The sequence below is a fragment of the Novosphingobium huizhouense genome, from assembly GCF_020179475.1.
Classification (GTDB): Bacteria; Pseudomonadota; Alphaproteobacteria; order Sphingomonadales; family Sphingomonadaceae; genus Novosphingobium; species Novosphingobium huizhouense.
This window is the reverse complement of the sequence record NZ_JAILXZ010000001.1, coordinates 1,458,376-1,476,968: the sequence shown is the minus strand read 5'-3', so window position 1 is coordinate 1,476,968 and position 18,593 is coordinate 1,458,376. Positions and strand designations below refer to the sequence as shown.

Sequence of the window (18,593 nt, the reverse complement as noted above, 5' to 3'; positions counted from 1 at the left end):
GACTAGCGGGGTTTGCCCGTGCGGGCAAGAGGCGCACGGACGCATCGCTCGCCGCGCCAAGGCCGGCGTTAACCACAAGGCAGGCGCGGCGGGCTATGGCGGCGATGCCGCGCGGGATGCAGCGTTGCGCGCGCAAATGCGCTATGGTCGGCGCCGGATGGAGGGAGGTCCCTGCCGCTTGTCGCGATGATGGTTGACGCCGCGTGCCTTTGACGATCGCCTATCGACCGGTGATCCTGTCGCCCGAAGCGGCGAGCCCTGCTCGGGTGGCGCCCGTGCCGGCCGACGGCCCGCACCCGCGCGACTTTGCCGCGCGCATCCGCCAGAAGGACACGGTTTCGGTGCGGCGGGCGCTGGCGCGGCCCTCGCTGCTGCGCCAGCGGCTGGCCGGCGTGGCGGCGATCGGCATCGGCGCGGCGGTGCTCGGCAGCCTCGGCTGGGGCGATCCGCAGGGCGTGCGCGAGGCGGCGGCGCAGGCAGGGCCGTTGCAGCCGTTCGAGCGCCCGGGCGAGAGCTTTCCGGGCTCGGCCTTCTATTACATCGCGCCCGAGGATTCGGGCCTGCTCGCCCCCGACAGCGCCGAGGCGGCGTGGCGCGCGCGGCGCGACGACGAGGACGCCTCGCCCGCCGGCGCGATCGCCCGGCCGGTGTTCGCGCGCGGCAGCAGCGAGGACCGCTGGCGCGCGCAGCAGTGCCTGACCACCGCGATCTACTACGAAGCGGCGAGCGAGCCCGACGCCGGGCAGCGCGCGGTGGCGCAGGTGATCCTCAACCGCGTGGCGCACCCCGCCTTCCCCAAGACGGTGTGCGGCGTGGTCTACCAGGGCTCGGAGCGGCCGGGCTGCCAGTTCAGCTTCGCCTGCGACGGCTCGCTGGCGCGCAAGCCGGTGGCGCAGTTCTGGGACCGCGCGCGGCGCGTCGCGGCCGAGGCGATGGCGGGCTATGTCTATGCCCCGGTCGGCCTCGCCACGCACTACCACACTTGGGCGGTGCATCCCGGCTGGGCCGACAAGCTCGCCTTCATCGGCGCGATCGGCGCGCACCGGTTCTATCGCTGGGGCGGCAGCGCCGGGCAGCCGGCGGCGTTCAGCGCGGTCTATGCCGGCGGCGAGCCGGTGGCGGCGCCGCATCCGCGCAGCTGGACCCCGACCGGCGCGGACTTCGCCGATCCGGTCGCGCTCGAACGCGCGTTCGAGGAAGGACGGCTGGCGGCGCTGCGCGCGCAAGCCCCGTCCACGCCCGCCGCGGCGGCGGGCGCCGCCGCATTCGGGCAGCAGCCGCTGCCGCACGCGAGCGCGCCGGCCTATGCCCCCGAGATCGAGCAGCGCGGCGGCGACGCCGTGTTCAAGGGCGACGGCCTGCCGCAGGGCGGCGCGGTGAACCCGGCCTACGAGAACGCCGGCAAGTGGATCGCCAAGCCCGGCGCGTGAGCGGGCGGGAAGCGGACGGGGACCGGGCATGGGCCGGGCGCGGTTCGTCCTGCGCGAGGGGCGGAGCGAGGGGTTATCGCTTCCTTTACCGTGAGGGCCAACCGACTGTTCATGCGGGGGGCGCTAACCGCTCGGCCCAGGAAGACACCGACCCCGACCCGCCCCCGCCCCGGCCCCCGGCCCGGGCCTCGGGGGCCGGGGACGGCGACAGGCGATGGAGACCGTGACATGCTGCGCTTTGCCCCCCGCTACGGGATCGTCTCGCCCTGTCTCGTCCGTCCCAGCCGCAACCCGCGCCGCCGCGCGATCGAGCGCCCCGCCAACGACAACGCGCCGCTCGACGCGAGCGACCTGTTCGACGCCGAGGGCGTGCTGGCCGCGGCGCTGCGCCTGTTCGCCGCGCACGGCATCTGCGCCGCGGAGCGCGCCTGCGAGGCCGCGCAGATCGCCGAGGCGACCGGCGATGCCGAAGGGGTGGTGTGGTGGCTCGAGATCTGCCGCACGCTCGACCGGCGCATGGCGCGCGAAGCCTCGCGCCGGCTGGCGCAGGGAGGATAGCGCCCGCCCGCGGCGCGCACCCCCGGCATACGGCCGCGCCGCAACGGCGGACGGCGCGCGAAGCCCGGGCGGGAAAGCGGGGCGAGCACCGCGGCGCGCGGCATTCTTGCTATTGCGAACTGTTATCGAAAAAACCCGGAAATCAGGGTTTTTTGCGGGTTGCTTTCGCCTGGAGAGCGGCCTACGGCGCCTTCCGTTCCGTCCGAACCTTCCCGTCATGCGGGGCGCGGGAGGTTGCCGACCGGGCGGTTGCCTGACCTCTTGTCCCGCATGTTTCGGGAAAGGACCGAAAAGCTCATGGCACGCAAGAAGATCGCCCTGATCGGGGCCGGCAACATCGGCGGCACGCTGGCCCACCTCGCCGCCCAGAAGGAACTCGGCGACATCGTCCTGTTCGACGTCGTCGAAGGCGTGCCGCAGGGCAAGGCGCTCGACCTGTCGCAGTGCGGCCCGGTCGAAGGGTTCGACGCCAAGATCACCGGCTCGAACGACTATGCCGACATCGCGGGCGCCGACGTGATCATCGTCACCGCCGGCGTCGCCCGCAAGCCCGGCATGAGCCGCGACGACCTGCTCGGCATCAACCTCAAGGTGATGAAGGCGGTCGGCGAGGGCATCAAGACCCACGCCCCCGACGCCTTCGTGATCTGCATCACCAACCCCTTGGACGCGATGGTCTGGGCGCTGCGCGAATTCTCGGGCCTGCCGACCAACAAGGTCGTGGGCATGGCGGGCGTGCTCGATTCGGCACGCTTCAGCACCTTCCTCGCCTGGGAATTCGGCGTTTCGGTGCGCGACGTGAACTCGTTCGTGCTCGGCGGCCATGGCGACACGATGGTGCCGGTGGTCGAATATTCGACCGTCGCGGGCATTCCGGTCACCGACCTCGTCAAGATGGGCGCCTCGACCCAGGAGAAGATCGACGCGATCGTGCAGCGCACCCGCTCGGGCGGCGGCGAGATCGTCGGCCTGCTCAAGACCGGCTCGGCGTTCTACGCCCCGGCGGCTTCGGGCATCGCGATGGCGGAAGCCTATCTCAATGACCAGAAGCGCATCCTGCCCTGCGCGGCTTACGTCGACGGCGCCTATGGCGTCGACGGCCTCTATGTCGGCGTGCCGGTGGTGATCGGCGCGGGCGGCGTCGAGAAGGTGATCGAGATCGCCCTCGACGACGCGGCCAAGGCCAACCTCCAGGTCTCGGTCGACGCGGTCAAGGAACTGCTGGTGGCGTGCAAGGGCATCGACCCCACGCTCGCCTGATCCGACGCGCGCCGGGGCGGCGGGCGATTCCCTCGCCCGCCGCGCCGGCGCAGTCGTATTCTGCCGGGCGGACCCCACGCAAAACCCGCTCCGGCATCATACCTAGAGGCTCGCTCGGCGGGCCTTTGCACCAAGGCCCTATGGCGCATGCGCGCAGCGGGGCGGATGGTTGACGAATTGGGCGGAACGCTTCGCCCGCAGGAAAGTACCTGACGCTGTTCGAGCGGGGCCCGCGCGGCCCCGGCGCGGACCGCGCTAAGTCCGAAGCCCCACCCTCCCCGGGGGCAGCAGGAGTGACCGATGGGCCAGGAAGTTCACGAGTTCGACGTCGATCTGTTCCAGGAAGCGCCGCAGGCCGGCCCTTCGTGGGCGTCCAAGCGCTGGCCGATCATGGATGCCGCCGCGGGCGACGACCTGACCCAGGCGCTCGATCCGATGGCGCTGAAGCTGGAAATCGCCAAGGCCGCCAAGAAGGGCGGCGCCGGTGCGCCGGGCGGCGCGGGCGCGCTCGACGAAGCCGCGCTTGAAAAGGCGGCGAACGATTCGATCCGCGCGATGCTGCTGGTGCGCACCTATCGCGTGCGCGGCCACCTTGCCGCCGATCTCGATCCGCTGGGCCTTGCCCGGCAGGACCTGCCCGCCGACCTCAGCCCGGCGTTCCACGGCTTCCTTCCCGCCGATCTCGACCGCAAGGTGTTCATGGGCGGCGTGCTCGGCCTGACCTGGGCGACGGTGCGCGAGGTCGAGGCGATCCTGCGCAAGAACTACTGCGGCAAGGTCGGCTTCGAATACATGCACATCGCCGACGTGGAGGAGCGCCGCTTCATCCAGGACCGCATCGAGGGCGGCGACAAGTCGATCGACTTCACCCCCAACGGCAAGAAGGCGATCCTCGCCGCGGTGGTGCGCGGCGAGCAGTACGAGAAGTTCCTCGGCAAGAAGTACGTCGGCACCAAGCGCTTCGGCCTCGACGGCGGGGAATCGATGATCCCGGCGCTCGAGGCGGTGATCAAGTACGGCGGCCAGCTGGGCGTGCGCGAGATCATCTACGGCATGGCCCACCGCGGGCGGTTGAACGTGCTCGCCAACGTGCTGGCCAAGCCCTACCGCGTGATCTTCCACGAATTCTCGGGCGGCACCGCCAATCCCGAGGACGTCGGCGGTTCGGGCGACGTGAAGTACCACCTCGGCACCTCGACCGACCGCGAGTTCGACGGAATCAAGGTGCACATGAGCCTGCAGCCCAACCCCAGCCACCTCGAGACGGTGGACCCGGTGGTGCTGGGCAAGGCCCGCGCGCAGCAGGCGTTCCGCGACGACCTGGGCGAAGGCAAGCACAAGCAGGTGCTGCCGGTGCTGATCCACGGCGACGCGGCCTTCGCCGGCCAGGGCATCGTCTGGGAGTGCTTCGGCTTTTCGGGCGTGAAGGGCTACAACACCGGCGGCTGCCTGCACTTCGTCATCAACAACCAGATCGGCTTCACCACCAGCCCCCAGTTCAGCCGCGGCTCGCCCTATCCCTCGGACGTCGCCAAGGGCGTCCAGGCGCCGATCATCCACGTCAACGGCGACGATCCCGAGGCGGTGACCTTCGCCTGCAAGCTCGCCATCGACTATCGCCAGAAGTTCGGCCGCGACATCGTCGTCGACATGTGGTGCTATCGCCGCTTCGGCCATAACGAGGGCGACGAGCCGGGCTTCACCCAGCCGCTGATGTACGCGAAGATCCGCCAGCACCCGGCGGTCTCGACGCTCTATGCCGAGCGCCTCGTCGCGCAGGGCGTGATCGACAAGGACACCAAGGGCGAGATCGAGGACCACTTCACCGCGACGCTCGAGACCGAGTTCGAGGCGGCCAAGAGCTACAAGGCGAACGAGGCCGACTGGTTCGGCGGGCGCTGGTCGGGGCTGAACAAGCCGGCCGACCCGGTGACCGCGCGCCGCAACGTTTCGACCGGGATCGACGCCAAGCTGTTCGACAGCCTCGGCCGCGTGCTGACGACGGTGCCCGAGGGCCTGACCATCCACAAGACGCTCGGCCGCGTGCTCGACGCCAAGCGCGAGATGTTTTCGAGCGGCGTCGGCTTCGACTGGGCGACGGGCGAAGCGCTCGCCTATGGCAGCCTCGTCACCGAAGGGTTCAACGTGCGTCTGTCGGGCCAGGATTCGGGCCGCGGCACGTTCAGCCAGCGCCATTCGGTGTGGGTCGACCAGACCGACGAGCACAAGTACGTGCCGCTCGCCACGCTGCCGCACGGCCGCTTCGAGGTGCACGACAGCCCCTTGAGCGAATACGGCGTGCTCGGCTTCGAATACGGCTACGCCAGCGCCGACCCCAAGACGCTGGTGCTGTGGGAAGCGCAGTTCGGCGACTTCGCCAACGGCGCGCAGATCATGATCGACCAGTACATCGCCTCTTCGGAATCGAAGTGGCTGCGCGCCAACGGGCTCGTCATGCTGCTGCCGCACGGCTACGAGGGCCAGGGTCCGGAGCACTCGTCGGCGCGCCTGGAACGCTACCTCCAGCTCTGCGCCGAAGACAACATGCAGGTGTGCAACATCACCACCCCGGCCAACTACTTCCACGTGCTGCGCCGGCAGATGCACCGCCCGTTCCGCAAGCCGCTGATCATCATGACGCCCAAGAGCCTGCTGCGCCACCCGCTGGCGAAGTCGGTGCGCGAGGACTTCATCGGCGAGGGGCACTTCATGCGCATCCTGTCCGACACCAACGGCGCGGCGGACCAGGACACGCGCAAGGTGATCCTGTGCAGCGGCAAGGTCGCCTACGACCTGATCGAGGCGCGCGATGCCGCGGAAGCCAAGGACGTGCAGATCATCCGCCTCGAACAGCTCTACCCCTTCCCCGGCGAGCCGCTGAGCTTGCGCTTCTCGCGCATGCCGAACCTCGAGGAAGTGGTGTGGTGCCAGGAAGAGCCCAAGAACAACGGTTCGTGGTTCTTCGTCGAACCGCTGATCGAGGAATCGCTGAAAGCCGCCAAGGCCAAGGTCGCGCGCGCCCGCTATGCCGGGCGTTCGGCTTCGGCCTCGCCCGCGACCGGCCTCGCCAAGCGGCACGCCGCCGAGCAGGCCGCGCTGGTGGCCGATGCGCTTTCGCTTTCGGTGCGTGGCGAGATCCGCCGCAAGCAGAAGGCGTAAGGGCTCGAGCGCTCGCCTGATCCATCAGAAGAATTCTCCCCAAGGAAACGCAAGTCATGTCCATCGAAGTCAAGGTTCCGACGCTGGGTGAAAGCGTCAGCGAAGCGACGGTCGGCCAGTGGCTCAAGAAGCCCGGCGAAGCGGTGGCGCTCGACGAGCCCATCGTCAGCCTCGAAACCGACAAGGTCGCGGTCGACGTGCCCGCCCCCGCCTCGGGCGTGATGGGCAACTACGTGGCGCAGGAAGGCGACACCGTGTCGGTCGGCGCGCTGCTGGCGATGATCGAGGACGGCGTCGCGGCGGCCGGTGGCCAGGCCCCTGCCCCGCGTACCGAAGCGCCGGTGGCCCCCGCTTCGGACACCATTGCGCCCAAGGCCGATGCCGGCGCGCCCAAGGGTGACGACGCCGCGGTGCTCAGCCCCGCCGTTCGCCGCGCGGTGCTGGAACACGGCATCGACCCGTCGACGGTCAAGGGCACCGGCAAGGACGGCCGCCTGACCAAGGAAGACGTGCTGGCTGCGGCCCAGGCGAAGCAGGCCGCGCCTGCGGCTCCCGCGGTGACCGCCGCCGCGCCGATCCCGGCGGCTGCGCCGACCGCGCCCGGCCGCAACGAGGAACGCGTCAAGATGACGCGCCTGCGCCAGACGATCGCCAAGCGGCTGAAGAGCGCGCAGGAAACCGCCGCGCTGCTGACCACGTTCAACGACGTCGACATGACCGCGGTGATGGAGGCGCGCGCCAAGTACAAGGACGTGTTCGAGAAGAAGCACGGCGTGAAGCTCGGCCTGATGAGCTTCTTCGCCAAGGCTTCGGTCCTCGCGCTCAAGGACATCCCCTCGGTCAACGCCCAGATCCAGGGCGAAGAAATCGTCTACTTTGATTACGTCGACATCTCGGTCGCGGTGTCGGCCCCGAACGGCCTCGTCGTGCCGGTGGTGCGCAATGTCGACAAGATGAGCTTCGCCGATATCGAGAAGGCCATCGCCAACTACGGCAAGGCCGCGCGCGACGGCACGCTGACCATGGCCGACATGGCGGGCGGCACCTTCACCATTTCGAACGGCGGCGTGTTCGGCGGCCTGATGTCGACCCCGATCATCAACCCGCCGCAGTCCGCCGTGCTCGGCCTGCACCGCATCGAGGACCGCCCGGTCGTCCGCAATGGCGAGATCGTGATCCGCCCGATGATGTACATCGCGCTGTCCTACGACCACCGCCTGATCGACGGGCGCGAAGCGGTGACGGCGCTCAAGACGATCAAGGAAGCGATCGAGGATCCGACCCGCCTGCTGATCGATATGTAATATTCGATCCTCCCCTGAAGGGGAGGAGGACCGCCGCAGGCGGTGGAGGGGTGTGGCGCGGTTGTGCTACCCCTCCGTCAGCCCTGCGGGCTGCGACCTCCCCTTTCAGGGGAGGATGAAGTTAGGAGCCAAGCAATGGCTGATTACGATTACGACGTCCTTGTCATCGGTGCCGGTCCCGGCGGTTATGTCGCGGCGATCCGCGCGGCGCAGCTGGGCCTGAAGACAGCGTGTGCGGAAGGGCGCGAGACGCTGGGCGGGACCTGCCTCAACGTCGGCTGCATTCCTTCGAAGGCGCTGCTGCACGGCTCGGAGAAGTTCGACGAGGCGAAGAACGGCACGTTCGCCAGCTATGGCATCAAGACCGGCGAAGTGACGCTCGATCTCGATGCGATGCACGCGCAGAAGGCGGATTCGGTCAAGCAGCTGACCGGCGGGATCGAGTTCCTGTTCAAGAAGAACAAGGTCACCTGGCTCAAGGGCTATGCGAGCTTCGAGGACGCGCACAGCGTGACCGTGGCGGGGCAGAAGGTGACGGCGAAGAACATCGTCATCGCCACCGGTTCGAGCGTGACCCCGCTGCCGGGCGTGAGCGTGGACAACGATGCCGGCGTGATCGTCGACAGCACCGGCGCGCTCGCGCTGAAGAAGGTGCCCGACCACCTGGTGGTGATCGGCGGCGGCGTGATCGGGCTGGAGCTGGGCTCGGTGTGGCGCCGCCTTGGCGCGAAGGTCACCGTGGTCGAATTCCTCGACCAGCTGCTGCCCGGCATGGACGGCGACGTGCGCAAGGAAGCCGCCAAGATCTTCAAGAAGCAGGGCATGGAGCTGAAGCTTTCCACCAAGGTGACGGGCGTTGCCGTGGACGGCGCGAAGGCCACGCTGACCGTCGAGCCGGCCAAGGGCGGCGACGCGGCGACGATCGAAGCCGACTGCGTGCTGGTGGCGATCGGCCGCCGTCCGAACGTGGATGGCCTGGGCCTCGACAAGATCGGCCTCGAACTCAACGCGCGCGGCCAGATCGAGACCGACCACGACTTTGCCACCAAGGTCGACGGCGTGTGGGCGATCGGCGACTGCATCCCCGGTCCGATGCTGGCGCACAAGGCCGAGGACGAGGGCATTGCCGTCGCCGAGAACATCGCTGGCCTGACCGGCATCGTGAACCACGACGTGATCCCGGGCGTGGTCTACACCTTCCCCGAGTTCGCCGGCGTCGGCCTGACCGAGGAAGCGGCCAAGGAAAAGGGCGAGATCAAGGTTTCGAAGTTCCCGATGCTCGCCAACAGCCGCGCCAAGACCAACCACGAGCCCGACGGCTTCGTGAAGGTGATCGCGGACGCCAAGACCGACCGCGTGCTGGGCGTCTGGGCGATCGCATCGGTTGCCGGCACGATGATCGCCGAAGCCGCGCTCGCCATGGAATACGGCGCGACGAGCGAGGACATCGCCTATACCTGCCACGCGCACCCGACCCATTCGGAAGCGCTGAAGGAAGCGGCGATGGGCGTGGCTGGCAAGCCGATCCACATCTGATCGCTCCACCTCCATCCACGGTGAGCGAGGGGCCGCGCGAGGGAAACCTTGCGCGGCCTTTTTCTATTGCCGATCAACGGCTTTCATCGAGAACAGGGCCAAGATCGCCGCAACTGGATATTTGGGCGATACTGTCGTACTCTTGCAACGTACCTTGCAAGGGGGATCAGACGATGAAGTCGTGGCAGGGAGCACTGGCGGCCGCCGCACTCTGGTCTTGGGGAACATCGTCCAGCGCGCAGGACCGGCCGGTCCAGCCCCCCGCCGCGGACCAGCCCGGTGGAACGGTCGGCGAGGTGGTGGGCGGCGAGTTGATTGGCGGCGAAGACGGCGTGGACCGTCCCGCCGAGCGCCGCGACGAGACCACGGTGCGCTACCGCATCACCCGCGCGCTGCCGCCGCAACCGGTGCCGGTTGTCGGCTCGGTGCCGGCGCTGGCCGGCGTGGCGCCGGTGCCACCGCAGGCCGGGCACAACAACGCCGGGCTGGTGCCGAGCTACGGCGGCACGTCGAACTACGGCGCCGGCGGCAATGTGACGCAGCCGGGCCTCGGCGCGGGTGTCGCTGGCGTGCAAAGCGTCGATGCCCAGCAGAACGATCTGATCAAGAAGCTGATCGCGCGGGTCAAGGCGCTCGAGGACCGGGTCGACAAGCTCACGCACCACTGACCGCTGCGATAACGGACAGCGGCGCCATCAACAGGGGGGAACCACAATGCCAGACGACACCGCGAGCAACGCGCCGCTCGATTCCTCCTCGACGGCCGCAACCGACGATTTGACCCGACTGCAGCAGGCGCTGGATCAACAGACCGCGCAGGCCGATACCGCAAAGAAGAGCGTCGATCTTGCCACGACGGCGCTGGCCGAGCACCAGACCCGCGACGAGCAGTGGCAGGCGCAGGCGCCCTATATCGCCAGCGCGATCCTCCTCTACGGGCTCGCCATCACCGGGATTTCGGTCTGGCTGGTCAACCGTGGCCGCGATTCCGACGAGGTCCTGCGGCTGGTGGCGGTGCTCTCGGCGGTGATCCTCGCCGCGTTCCTGCTGGTGGCGGGGTACGACGACAAGCAGATGACCCCGGTGATGGGGCTGCTCGGCACGATCGTCGGCTACCTGCTCGGCAAGGAACAGGGCGTGCGCCAGGGCGTGCGCCAGGGCGCGGGGACGGCGCAGGGCGAAGGCGCGCCCGCCGACGCGAACGCCGCGGTCGCGGGCGGCGGCGCCGCCTGACGCCCGCCCTTTCGGGAAACCTTGCGCCGCTTTTGCATTGTGCGCCCGTCGGGCTATCCTGCCCGCCGGGGGGCGCGCATGACCGGACGAAGGACCCTTGCTGTCGTGGCGGCGGCGCTGGCGCTCGCATCGTGCGGGCGCGAGGCGAAGTTCGCGGCCCCGCCGCGCGCGACCGACGGGTTCGCCCCGCCCGCGCAACGCTCGCACATCGCGGTGCCGGTCGAGGCGCGGCTCGCGCTGTTCCGCGAGGCGCTGGAGCGCGCGGTGCCCCGGCAGCTGTGGTCGATCGACGAGCGCGGGCGGACCTGCGTACGCTCGAGCAAGGTCAAGCTGCTGGTGGTCAAGGTCAAGACGCCCACGCTCAAGTGCGACCTGCAAGGCGCGGTCACGCGCGGGCGGCTCTCGCTCAGCGGGCGCGGGGCCGACTTCGTGGTGACGATGCCGCTCCACGCCGAAGTCCACGCGCGCAAGGTGGCGGGCATCGCCCGCGAGACCGCCACCGCCGATGCGCAAGTGCGCGCGGTGGTGCGGCTCGACATCGGCGGCGACTGGAACCCGCGCGCGAAGGTGCGGATCGAATATGGCTGGACCACCGAACCGGGGATCGACTTCCTCGGCCAGCGCATCCGCTTCACCGACAAGGTTGACCACAAGCTCGCCCCCGCGATCGACAAGGTCGAGCGCACGCTCGAGCGCGAAGTGGCGCGGCTCGACTTGCGCGGCGAAGTGGCGAAGGCCTGGGGCGAGGCGTTCACCTCGCTCCAGCTCAACCGCGAGAACCCGCCGGTGTGGATGCGGATCACCCCCGACAAGCTGCACTACGGCGGCTATGTCGTGGAAGGCGATGCGGCGCGCGGCGGGCGGCTGCGGCTTGATCTCGGCATGACCGCGACGACCGAGACCTTCGTCGGCCCGCGCCCGGCCGACCCGCCGGCAAGGCCGCTGCCGCCGCCCTCGCCGCTCGAACAGGGCGCGGGCAAGCTTGTGTTCTTCGTTCCCGTGGTGGCCGACTACCGCGAGCTCGAGCCGGTGATCGCCAGGGCGCTGATCAAGCGTTCGGCGCGGCCCTTCGTGCTGCCCGGCATCGGCCCGGTGCGCGCGCGCTTCGGCAAGGTCACCGCCTATGGCACCGGCCACGGCAAGATCGCGGTGGGCGTGCAATTCTCGGCCAGCGACGCCGCCAACCGCATTGGCACGGCCAAGGGCACCGTCTGGCTGACCGGCACGCCGACCAACGCGCCCAATTCGCGCGCGGTGCGCATCGTCGACCTGTCGGTGGCGGGCGCGACCGACAGCATCGGCACCGACCTGCTGCTGACGCTGGCGCGGCTGCCCGAGATCAACGGGCTGATCGCCGATGCGCTGGCCCAGGACTTCGCGCGCGACTACGACAAGCTGATCGGCAAGATCGACCGCGCGATCGAGCAGAAGCGCGCGGGCGCGCTGCTGATCCGGGCGCGGATCGACGCGGTGGAGACGGGCACGCTGGTCGCCGCCGGCCAGGGGCTCTACCTGCCGGTCAGGGGCACCGGCACCGCGGCGATCACGCTCGTCCGGCGCCCGCGCTGAGCGCACCGGTCGGGCTGACTTCGAGGAAATGGCGCGGACCTGCGGGCACCGCGGCGAGCGCGGCCCGGAGCGCGGCGGGCGAGACGCGGTGGCGGGTGACGAGGCCGCCCGCGCCGTCCGAAACGAGCGGGGTCTCGAACTCGACGCCGATCGTCGCCTCCTGCGCGCGCACCACGGTGCAGACCGCAAGCTGGCCCGCGCCGAGATCGAGCACCAGCCTGGTCCCGACCGGCACGCCGACCAGCCCGTCGATGCGCGCACCGGTCGCCGACAGGTCCTTCATCACCGCTTCGTAGCGGTGGTCCTCGTGGATCAGGCCGATGCCGCGATAGACCGCGCGGCGTTCGGGGCGGTGGCGCTGCGGCCCGCTCGGCGCGATGCGGAAGGCGGCGGCGGCGATCCGGTCGAGCGTTTCGCCGAGCGGCAGCGGCGGCGAATAGAGGTAGCCCTGGACGAGGCTGGCGCCCTTGTCGCAGACGAGGTGGAACTGGTCGAACGCCTCGACCCCCTCGACCACGGTCTCCATGCCCAGCGCCTCGGCCAGGCCGATGATCGCGGCGATGATCTTGGCGCTCGAGCTGTCCCTGAGCGTGCAGGCGTCGACGAAGGCGCGATCGACCTTGAGCTTGTCGAACGGCGCCTGGCGCAAGTAGCTGAGGCTCGAATAGCCGGTGCCGAAATCGTCGAGCACCAGCCGCACGCCCAGCGCCTTGAGTTGGGCGAAGGCGGCCTGCGTGCGCTCGTCGTCGCCGAGGAAGATCGTCTCGGTCAGTTCGAGCTCGAGCCGCTCGGGCGCAATCCCGGTCTCGGCAAGGATCGCGCCGACCGTATCGGGGAACTGCGGATCGGCGAACTGCACCGCCGACACGTTGACCGCGACGCGCACCGTTTCGGGCCAGGCGAGCGCGTCGCGGCAGGCATTGCGCAGGACCCATTCGCCGAGCGGATGGATCAGGCCGCATTCCTCGGCGATGGGCACGAACACCTGCGGCCCGATCGGCCCGCGCTCGCCGTCGTCCCAGCGCAGCAGCGCCTCGAAGCCGACCACGGTGTGGTCGGCGGTGCGCACCACCGGCTGGTAGTGGAGTTCGAGCGCGTCGGTATCGAGCACGCAGCGCAGCGCTTCCTCGATCGCGCGGCGCTCCTCCTTCTCGTCGGTGAGGTCGGCCGAATAGAAGCGGTAGGCGCCGCGCCCGCCGTTCTTGGCGGCATAGAGCGCAAGGTCGGCGGCATGGGTCAGCGCCTCGCGGTCGTTCCCGTCGTGCGGCGCCACCGCGATGCCGAGCGAGGCCCCGATCACCGCGCGGTCGCCGCCGACGAGGTAGGGCTGCGAAAGCAGGCCGATCACCCGGCCGGCCAGCTCGCCCAGCACGCCGCGGTCCTCGAGGTCGGGGAGGAGGACCTGGAATTCGTCGCCGCCCAGCCGGCCGATCTCGCCACGGTCGCCGATCACCTTGCGCAGCCGCTGCGCGACCTGCTGCAGCAGCTCGTCGCCGGCCGGGTGGCCGAGCGTGTCGTTGACCTGCTTGAAGCGGTCGAGATCGAGCATGACGAGCGCGCAGGGACGGCCGGCGGCGCGATAGGCGGCGAGGATCTGGTCGAGCCGGCGGTTCAGGCGGTGGCGGTTGCCGAGCCCGGTCAGCGTGTCGAATTCGGCCAGCCGCGCATCCTCGATGCGGCGCAGGTGGTCGGCGGTGACGTCGCGCGCGGTGCCGCGATGGCCGAGGAATTCGCCCTCGCTGCCGAACGCCGGTTCGGCGCTGAGCGACCACCAGCTGACCGCCGCGCCCTCGACCGCCGCATCCGGGGCGAGCCGCACGACGAGATCGTCGATGCGCTGGCGCGCGGTCATCACGAATTGGAGCGGGCGATCGGCGCGCGCCGCGGCGGTCTCGGGGTCGGTGGCGAAGACGTGCGCGAAGGCGCTACCCACGAGATCGGGCCTGCGCGCGCCCAGCCGCGCCGCCGCCCCGGGCGAGAGGTAGAGCAGGCGGCCGGCGCCGTCGGTGCTCCACAGGAACAGGCGGCCCGAAGCCTCGAGCGCATCGACCAGCTCGGCGCGGGCGGCGGGATCGGCGGCGGAATCGGCGACAGGAAGGGCGGCCCTATCGCCGGCGCGCTGGCCGCCGGGATGTCCGGCGGGCAGGTCCGGCGGGGCCGCGCGCACGGCGAGCGGAGCGGTGCCGGTGTCCGCCGATGCCCCTCGCCTCCGCAGCAATCGTGTCAACGCCATGGCGCAGCCGCCTTTCGCAAAAGGACTTGCCATGCAGATGGTTACCATTGGCCTAAGGGCCATTCCGCAGGCCGCAGCGAGCGTTGCGGGCGCCTCGCCACTGGCACAAGGCGGCCGCGCGGTGCTAGGCACGCGGCGATGCCGACACCGATCCTGCCCCCCCAGATCCTGCCCGCCCCTTCGCTGACCGCCGTGCTCGGCCTGCTCGACCTCGCGGGCGTTGCCGTGTTCGCGCTGTCGGGGGCGCTGCTGGCGGCGCGGTTGCGCCAGACGCTGGTGACGATGACCTTCTTCGCGCTGGTGACGGGCGTGGGCGGCGGATCGGTGCGCGACCTGCTGATCGGCGCGCCGGTGTTCTGGGTGCGCGATCCCCTCGTCGCGCCGGTGTGCCTCGGCGTGGCGCTGGTGGTGTGGTTCAGCCCAAGCCGCTGGTGGGCGGCCTCGGACTACGACTGGCCGATGCTCGACTGGGCCGACGCGCTGGGCCTTGGCGCCTATGCGGTGCTGGGGACGGCCAAGGCGCTCGCCTACGGGGTGACGCCGGTGCCGGCGATGCTGATGGGCGTGATCACCGGCTGCGTCGGCGGGGTGATCCGCGACGTGCTCGCCGGGCGTCCGTCGATCCTGATGCGGCCCGAACTCTATGTGACCGCAGCGGCGCTCTCGTCGCTGGTCTGCGTCCTGGGCACCGGGCTCGGGCTTGCCAATGCGGTGGTCTGGCCGTTCGCGGCGCTGGCGGGCTTTGCCCTGCGCGGCGCGGCGATCCACTGGAAGCTGGGGCTGCCGACCTATGGTGCGAAGGAGCGGGATTAGGCTTTACCCCTCCACCATCCTGCGGATGGTCCCCCTCCCCTTGCCGGGGAGGATCACGGGGGCTCACCCCCTCCGCCGTCCTGCGGTTGGCGGAGGGGTCGCGAACGCCCCTCCGCCTTCGATCACATCGTCACCACGACCTTGCCCACGGCCTGGCGGTTTTCGAGCATGGCGATGGCCTCGCCGCCGCGCTCCAGCGGGAAGCGGGCCGAGACGCGGGGGCGGATCTTGCCCTGCTCGACCATCTCGAACAGCTGCGCGACTTCTTCCTTGAACTTGACCGGCTCGCGCGCGGTCCAGGCGCCCCAGAACACGCCGCGCACGTCGCAGGCCTTGAGCAGGGTGAGGTTGAGCGGCAGCTTGGCGATGCCGGCGGTGAAGCCGATGACGAGGAAGCGGCCCTCCCAGGCGATCGCGCGCACGGCCGGTTCGGAATAGTCGCCGCCGATCACGTCGTAGACGATGTCCGCGCCGTTGGGTCCGCAGGCGGCCTTGAACGCGTCGGCGAGTTCCTTCGACTGCGCCTTGTCGAGCGGGGCGCGGGGGTAGATCACCACTTCATCGGCGCCGGCCTCGCGCGCGATCTGGCCCTTCTCCTCGGTCGAGACGGCGGCGACGACGCGCGCGCCGAAAGCCTTGGACAGCTCGATCGCGGCAAGCCCGATGCCGCCTGCCGCGCCAAGCACGAGCACCGTGTCGCCGGCCTTGATCTGGCCGCGGTCGACAAGGCCGTGGATGTTGGTGCCGTAGGTCATCAGCAGCGACGCGCCGGTCTCGAAATCGACGCCTTCGGGCAGCGCGAACAGCCGCGCGGGGTCGGCCACGACCTTTTCGCGAAGGCCGCCGTTGCCGACCATGGCGATCACGCGGTCGCCGACCTTCCAGTCGGTCACGCCCTCGCCCACGCTGTCGATCACGCCGGCCAGCTCACCGCCCGGCGAATAGGGGCGCTGCGGCTTGAACTGGTACATGTCGCGGATCATCAGCGTGTCGGGAAAGTTGATCGAGCACGCCTTGACCGCGACCACGACCTGGCCCGGGCCGGCGACCGGATCGGGCAGGTCGTCGAGGACGAGCGTGTCGGGTCCGCCCACGGCGTGGGTCTGCAAGGCCTTCATGAATCTGTTCTCCCGCGTCTCGATGACGGGCGTCGACGCGCCCGGTTGCGGGGATCAGAAAAGCAAGTTTCGCCGGCGAAGGGAAGCGGTAATTAACCGGGCAGTTAAGCGGCGATCGACGTCCCGTGGGTAAGGAAGCCGCGCTCGCGGGCGAGCTTGCTCTCGTAGCTCGCGATCTGGGCGTCGCGGGCGAGGGTCAGGCCGACCTCGTCGAGTCCGTTCATCAGGCAATGCTTGCGGAACGGGTCGATCTCGAAGCTGAAGCGATCCTGGAACGGCGTGGTGACCGTCTGGTTCTCGAGGTCGATGGAGATCGGATCGGTGCGCGCGACCTCCATCAGCCGGTCGACCGCCTCCTGCGGCAGGACCACGGTGAGAATGCCGTTCTTGAACGCGTTGCCCGAAAAGATGTCCGAGAACGAGGGCGCGATGACCGCCTTGATGCCCATGTCGCCCAGCGCCCAGGCGGCGTGCTCGCGGCTCGACCCGCAGCCGAAGTTGTCGCCCGCGACGAGGATCGGCGAGCCTGCGAACTCGGCGCTGTCGAACAGGTTGTCCGGATCCTGGCGCAGCGCTTCGAACGCGCCCTTGCCGAGCCCTTCGCGGGTGACCGTCTTGAGCCACTTGGCAGGGATGATCACGTCGGTGTCGACGTTCTTCAGGCCGAACGGATAGGCGCGGCCATCGATCTGGTTCACGGGTTCCATGGCGCTTCGCTATACGCGCGGGCAAGCGCCATGCAACACCGGAATCGGGCGCCTGGTCAGTCGGTTTCGGGAACGTCGACCGGGGGCGACTTGGGCGCGGCCTTTTCGGCGCGCTCCTTGCGGCGCGAGGCGTAGAGCAGCGCGGCGGCAATCGCGGCCGAGCCGATCGCGGCGCCTGCCATCGCGGCCTTGCCGGTCCAGTTGTCGCTCTTCTTGCTCACGCGTCGCTCCCTTTCTGGTCAGGCGCGCCATTGTCGACGCCCGCACTCGCAATTTCAAGTTTCAGCGCAGGAATTTCCGCAAGTCGTTCCACGCCTGCTGCTTTTCGTGGAGCGAGACGCGGCAATAGGCCGGGCTGCTGGACGGAAGCTGAACGAGCGCGAGCGCGCTATCAGCGGCGAACTGGCGGCGGCCGATGCGCCACGCGGCGCCGCCGTTGAACGCCACCGCGCACAAGGCCGGAAGCGTCGCCGCAAGCGCGCCCAGCGGCGCGGGTTCAACCTCGCGGATCGCGGCGTCGAGACTGCCCTGCCGCGTGGCGCGCGCGACGCTGTCCCACAGGCCGACGCGGTGCGCGAGCAGCGCGGCCAGCCGCGCATCGTAGTCGAGGCGCACGAGATCGCACCCGATCACCCCGCCGATCAGCGTCCAGAACTGGTTGCGCGGATGGGCGTAGTAGCGGCCTGCGCCAAGCGACGCCTCGCCCGGCAGGCTGCCGCAGACGAGCACGCGGGTGTCGGGGGAAACGACGGGGGCGAAGGCGGATTTCAGCGTCGCGCCAGCCCTTATGGGTCGAGTCCGACCAGACGCGCGCTGTCGTCCCACAGCCGCGCGCAAGCCTCGTCGTCACGCGCGAGCTGCGACGGGGCGACCTCGACGAGAGCGGGCCCGCGCACCGACCAGTAGCTGCCGCGCGCGCCGGCAAAGCGCCCGTCGGTCGCCAAATCGGCGAGGAACTGGCCGGAGCGCGGGATCGTGCTGGTGCGGTCGGCCTTCATCAGACGCGGCAGGATCAGGCTGACCAGCGCGGCGATGATCCGCCCGTTGTCGCGGCCGAGACCCGTGTGCGGCACATAGCCCGGATCGTAGGCAAGCACGTCGACGCCCGGCAGGCGCCTCGCCGCTTCGCGCGCGGTCATGATGTTGGCGAGCTTGGACGAACTGTAGGCGCGAAAGCACGCCTGGCGCGTGCCCTTCTCGGCGGTCGGATCGCGCTCGGGATGCGCCAGCCAGTCGGCATTGGCGTGGACCGGCGGGGTAACCGGGGTCTTCTCGGCGGGATCGTGCGTGCCGCTGCCGGTCAGCACGATCCGCCCGCCTTGCGCCAGCCGCCCGGCGAGCAGGCGCAGCAGCAGGTAGTGCGCGAGGTGATTGACCGCGAACGTGCGCTCGAAGCCATCGGCGGAACGCGCGGGCCTGGCCAGCTGAAGCCCGGCGTTGAGCACCAGCACGTCGATCGGCGCCTCGCCCAGCGCGTCGGCGAAGGCGCGCACATTGGCGAGCGCATCGAGGTCGAGCGGATGCGCCGCGACGCGCCCCGCGAGGCTTGATGGCAGGGCAGAGGGACTGCGCGCGCCAATGACAAGGTCCGCGCCGGCCGCCACCAGCCGCTCGGCGGCGAACAGGCCGAACCCGGCAGTGGCGCCGGTCATCACGATGCGCATCGACGCGGG

16 protein-coding genes are annotated in these 18,593 nt (G+C 70.1%); 10 read left to right on the top strand and 6 right to left on the bottom strand.

The features are described from left to right. The first annotated feature begins 203 nt into the window (after positions 1-203). From K3A85_RS07375 to K3A85_RS07335, 9 genes are all read left to right on the top strand, one after another. A complete protein-coding gene (locus tag K3A85_RS07375) occupies positions 204-1,430 on the top strand; it encodes a cell wall hydrolase (RefSeq protein ID WP_225205826.1) in 1,227 nt (408 codons plus the stop codon). Positions 1,431-1,658: 228 nt separating this feature from the next. Beyond that, positions 1,659-1,988: a hypothetical protein gene (locus tag K3A85_RS07370; RefSeq protein ID WP_225205825.1), complete on the top strand. Its 330-nt coding sequence runs from the start codon at positions 1,659-1,661 to the stop codon at positions 1,986-1,988. Between the two features lie 297 nt (positions 1,989-2,285). Beyond that, complete coding sequence (gene mdh, locus K3A85_RS07365; RefSeq protein ID WP_225205824.1) at positions 2,286-3,248, top strand: malate dehydrogenase; 963 nt, start codon at positions 2,286-2,288, stop codon at positions 3,246-3,248. A 300-nt stretch (positions 3,249-3,548) separates the two neighbouring features. Further along, the gene (locus K3A85_RS07360) at positions 3,549-6,407 is read left to right on the top strand and encodes a 2-oxoglutarate dehydrogenase E1 component (RefSeq protein ID WP_225205823.1); all 2,859 of its coding nucleotides are present in this window, start codon (positions 3,549-3,551) and stop codon (positions 6,405-6,407) included. Between the two features lie 56 nt (positions 6,408-6,463). Then, complete coding sequence (odhB, locus tag K3A85_RS07355) at positions 6,464-7,711, top strand: 2-oxoglutarate dehydrogenase complex dihydrolipoyllysine-residue succinyltransferase (protein WP_225205822.1); 1,248 nt, start codon at positions 6,464-6,466, stop codon at positions 7,709-7,711. A gap of 135 nt (positions 7,712-7,846) precedes the next feature. Further along, entirely contained in the window at positions 7,847-9,247 is a 1,401-nt protein-coding gene (gene lpdA / locus K3A85_RS07350; RefSeq protein ID WP_225205821.1) for a dihydrolipoyl dehydrogenase, read from the top strand. A 332-nt stretch (positions 9,248-9,579) separates the two neighbouring features. After that, a complete protein-coding gene (locus K3A85_RS07345; protein ID WP_225205820.1) occupies positions 9,580-9,915 on the top strand; it encodes a hypothetical protein in 336 nt (111 codons plus the stop codon). A gap of 46 nt (positions 9,916-9,961) precedes the next feature. Beyond that, positions 9,962-10,480 (top strand): hypothetical protein, encoded by a 519-nt coding sequence (locus K3A85_RS07340; protein ID WP_225205819.1) that lies wholly within the window; start codon positions 9,962-9,964, stop codon positions 10,478-10,480. 78 nt (positions 10,481-10,558) lie between these two features. Next, the gene (locus K3A85_RS07335) at positions 10,559-12,049 is read left to right on the top strand and encodes a DUF4403 family protein (protein ID WP_225205818.1); all 1,491 of its coding nucleotides are present in this window, start codon (positions 10,559-10,561) and stop codon (positions 12,047-12,049) included. Here the strand turns inward: K3A85_RS07335 and K3A85_RS07330 are convergent. After that, on the bottom strand, positions 12,024-14,282 hold the full coding sequence (locus K3A85_RS07330) for an EAL domain-containing protein (RefSeq protein WP_225205817.1): 2,259 nt from the start codon (positions 14,280-14,282) through the stop codon (positions 12,024-12,026). The two genes, K3A85_RS07335 and K3A85_RS07330, sit on opposite strands and share 26 nt — an antisense overlap. Before the next feature lie 138 nt (positions 14,283-14,420). Between K3A85_RS07330 and K3A85_RS07325 the strand changes: the two genes are divergently transcribed. Continuing rightward, positions 14,421-15,095 carry a trimeric intracellular cation channel family protein gene (locus K3A85_RS07325; protein ID WP_225205816.1) on the top strand — a complete coding sequence of 225 codons (675 nt, stop codon included), beginning with the start codon at positions 14,421-14,423 and terminating at the stop codon, positions 15,093-15,095. Between the two features lie 122 nt (positions 15,096-15,217). Here K3A85_RS07325 and K3A85_RS07320 read toward each other — a convergent pair whose 3' ends face one another. The 5 genes from K3A85_RS07320 to K3A85_RS07300 all read right to left on the bottom strand — a co-directional run bounded on the left by K3A85_RS07320 (position 15,218) and on the right by K3A85_RS07300 (position 18,584). Continuing rightward, on the bottom strand, positions 15,218-16,213 hold the full coding sequence (locus tag K3A85_RS07320) for an NADPH:quinone oxidoreductase family protein (protein ID WP_225205815.1): 996 nt from the start codon (positions 16,211-16,213) through the stop codon (positions 15,218-15,220). Positions 16,214-16,317: 104 nt separating this feature from the next. Next, the gene (gene leuD / locus K3A85_RS07315) at positions 16,318-16,920 is read right to left on the bottom strand and encodes a 3-isopropylmalate dehydratase small subunit (RefSeq protein ID WP_225205814.1); all 603 of its coding nucleotides are present in this window, start codon (positions 16,918-16,920) and stop codon (positions 16,318-16,320) included. 56 nt (positions 16,921-16,976) lie between these two features. Further along, positions 16,977-17,141 (bottom strand): hypothetical protein, encoded by a 165-nt coding sequence (locus K3A85_RS07310; RefSeq protein WP_225205813.1) that lies wholly within the window; start codon positions 17,139-17,141, stop codon positions 16,977-16,979. Between the two features lie 61 nt (positions 17,142-17,202). Further along, positions 17,203-17,745 carry a DNA-deoxyinosine glycosylase gene (locus K3A85_RS07305; RefSeq protein ID WP_318248068.1) on the bottom strand — a complete coding sequence of 181 codons (543 nt, stop codon included), beginning with the start codon at positions 17,743-17,745 and terminating at the stop codon, positions 17,203-17,205. Next, the gene (locus K3A85_RS07300; protein WP_225205812.1) at positions 17,706-18,584 is read right to left on the bottom strand and encodes an SDR family NAD(P)-dependent oxidoreductase; all 879 of its coding nucleotides are present in this window, start codon (positions 18,582-18,584) and stop codon (positions 17,706-17,708) included. Before K3A85_RS07300 ends, K3A85_RS07305 begins: the two co-directional genes overlap by 40 nt. Between the last annotated feature and the right edge of the window lie 9 nt (positions 18,585-18,593).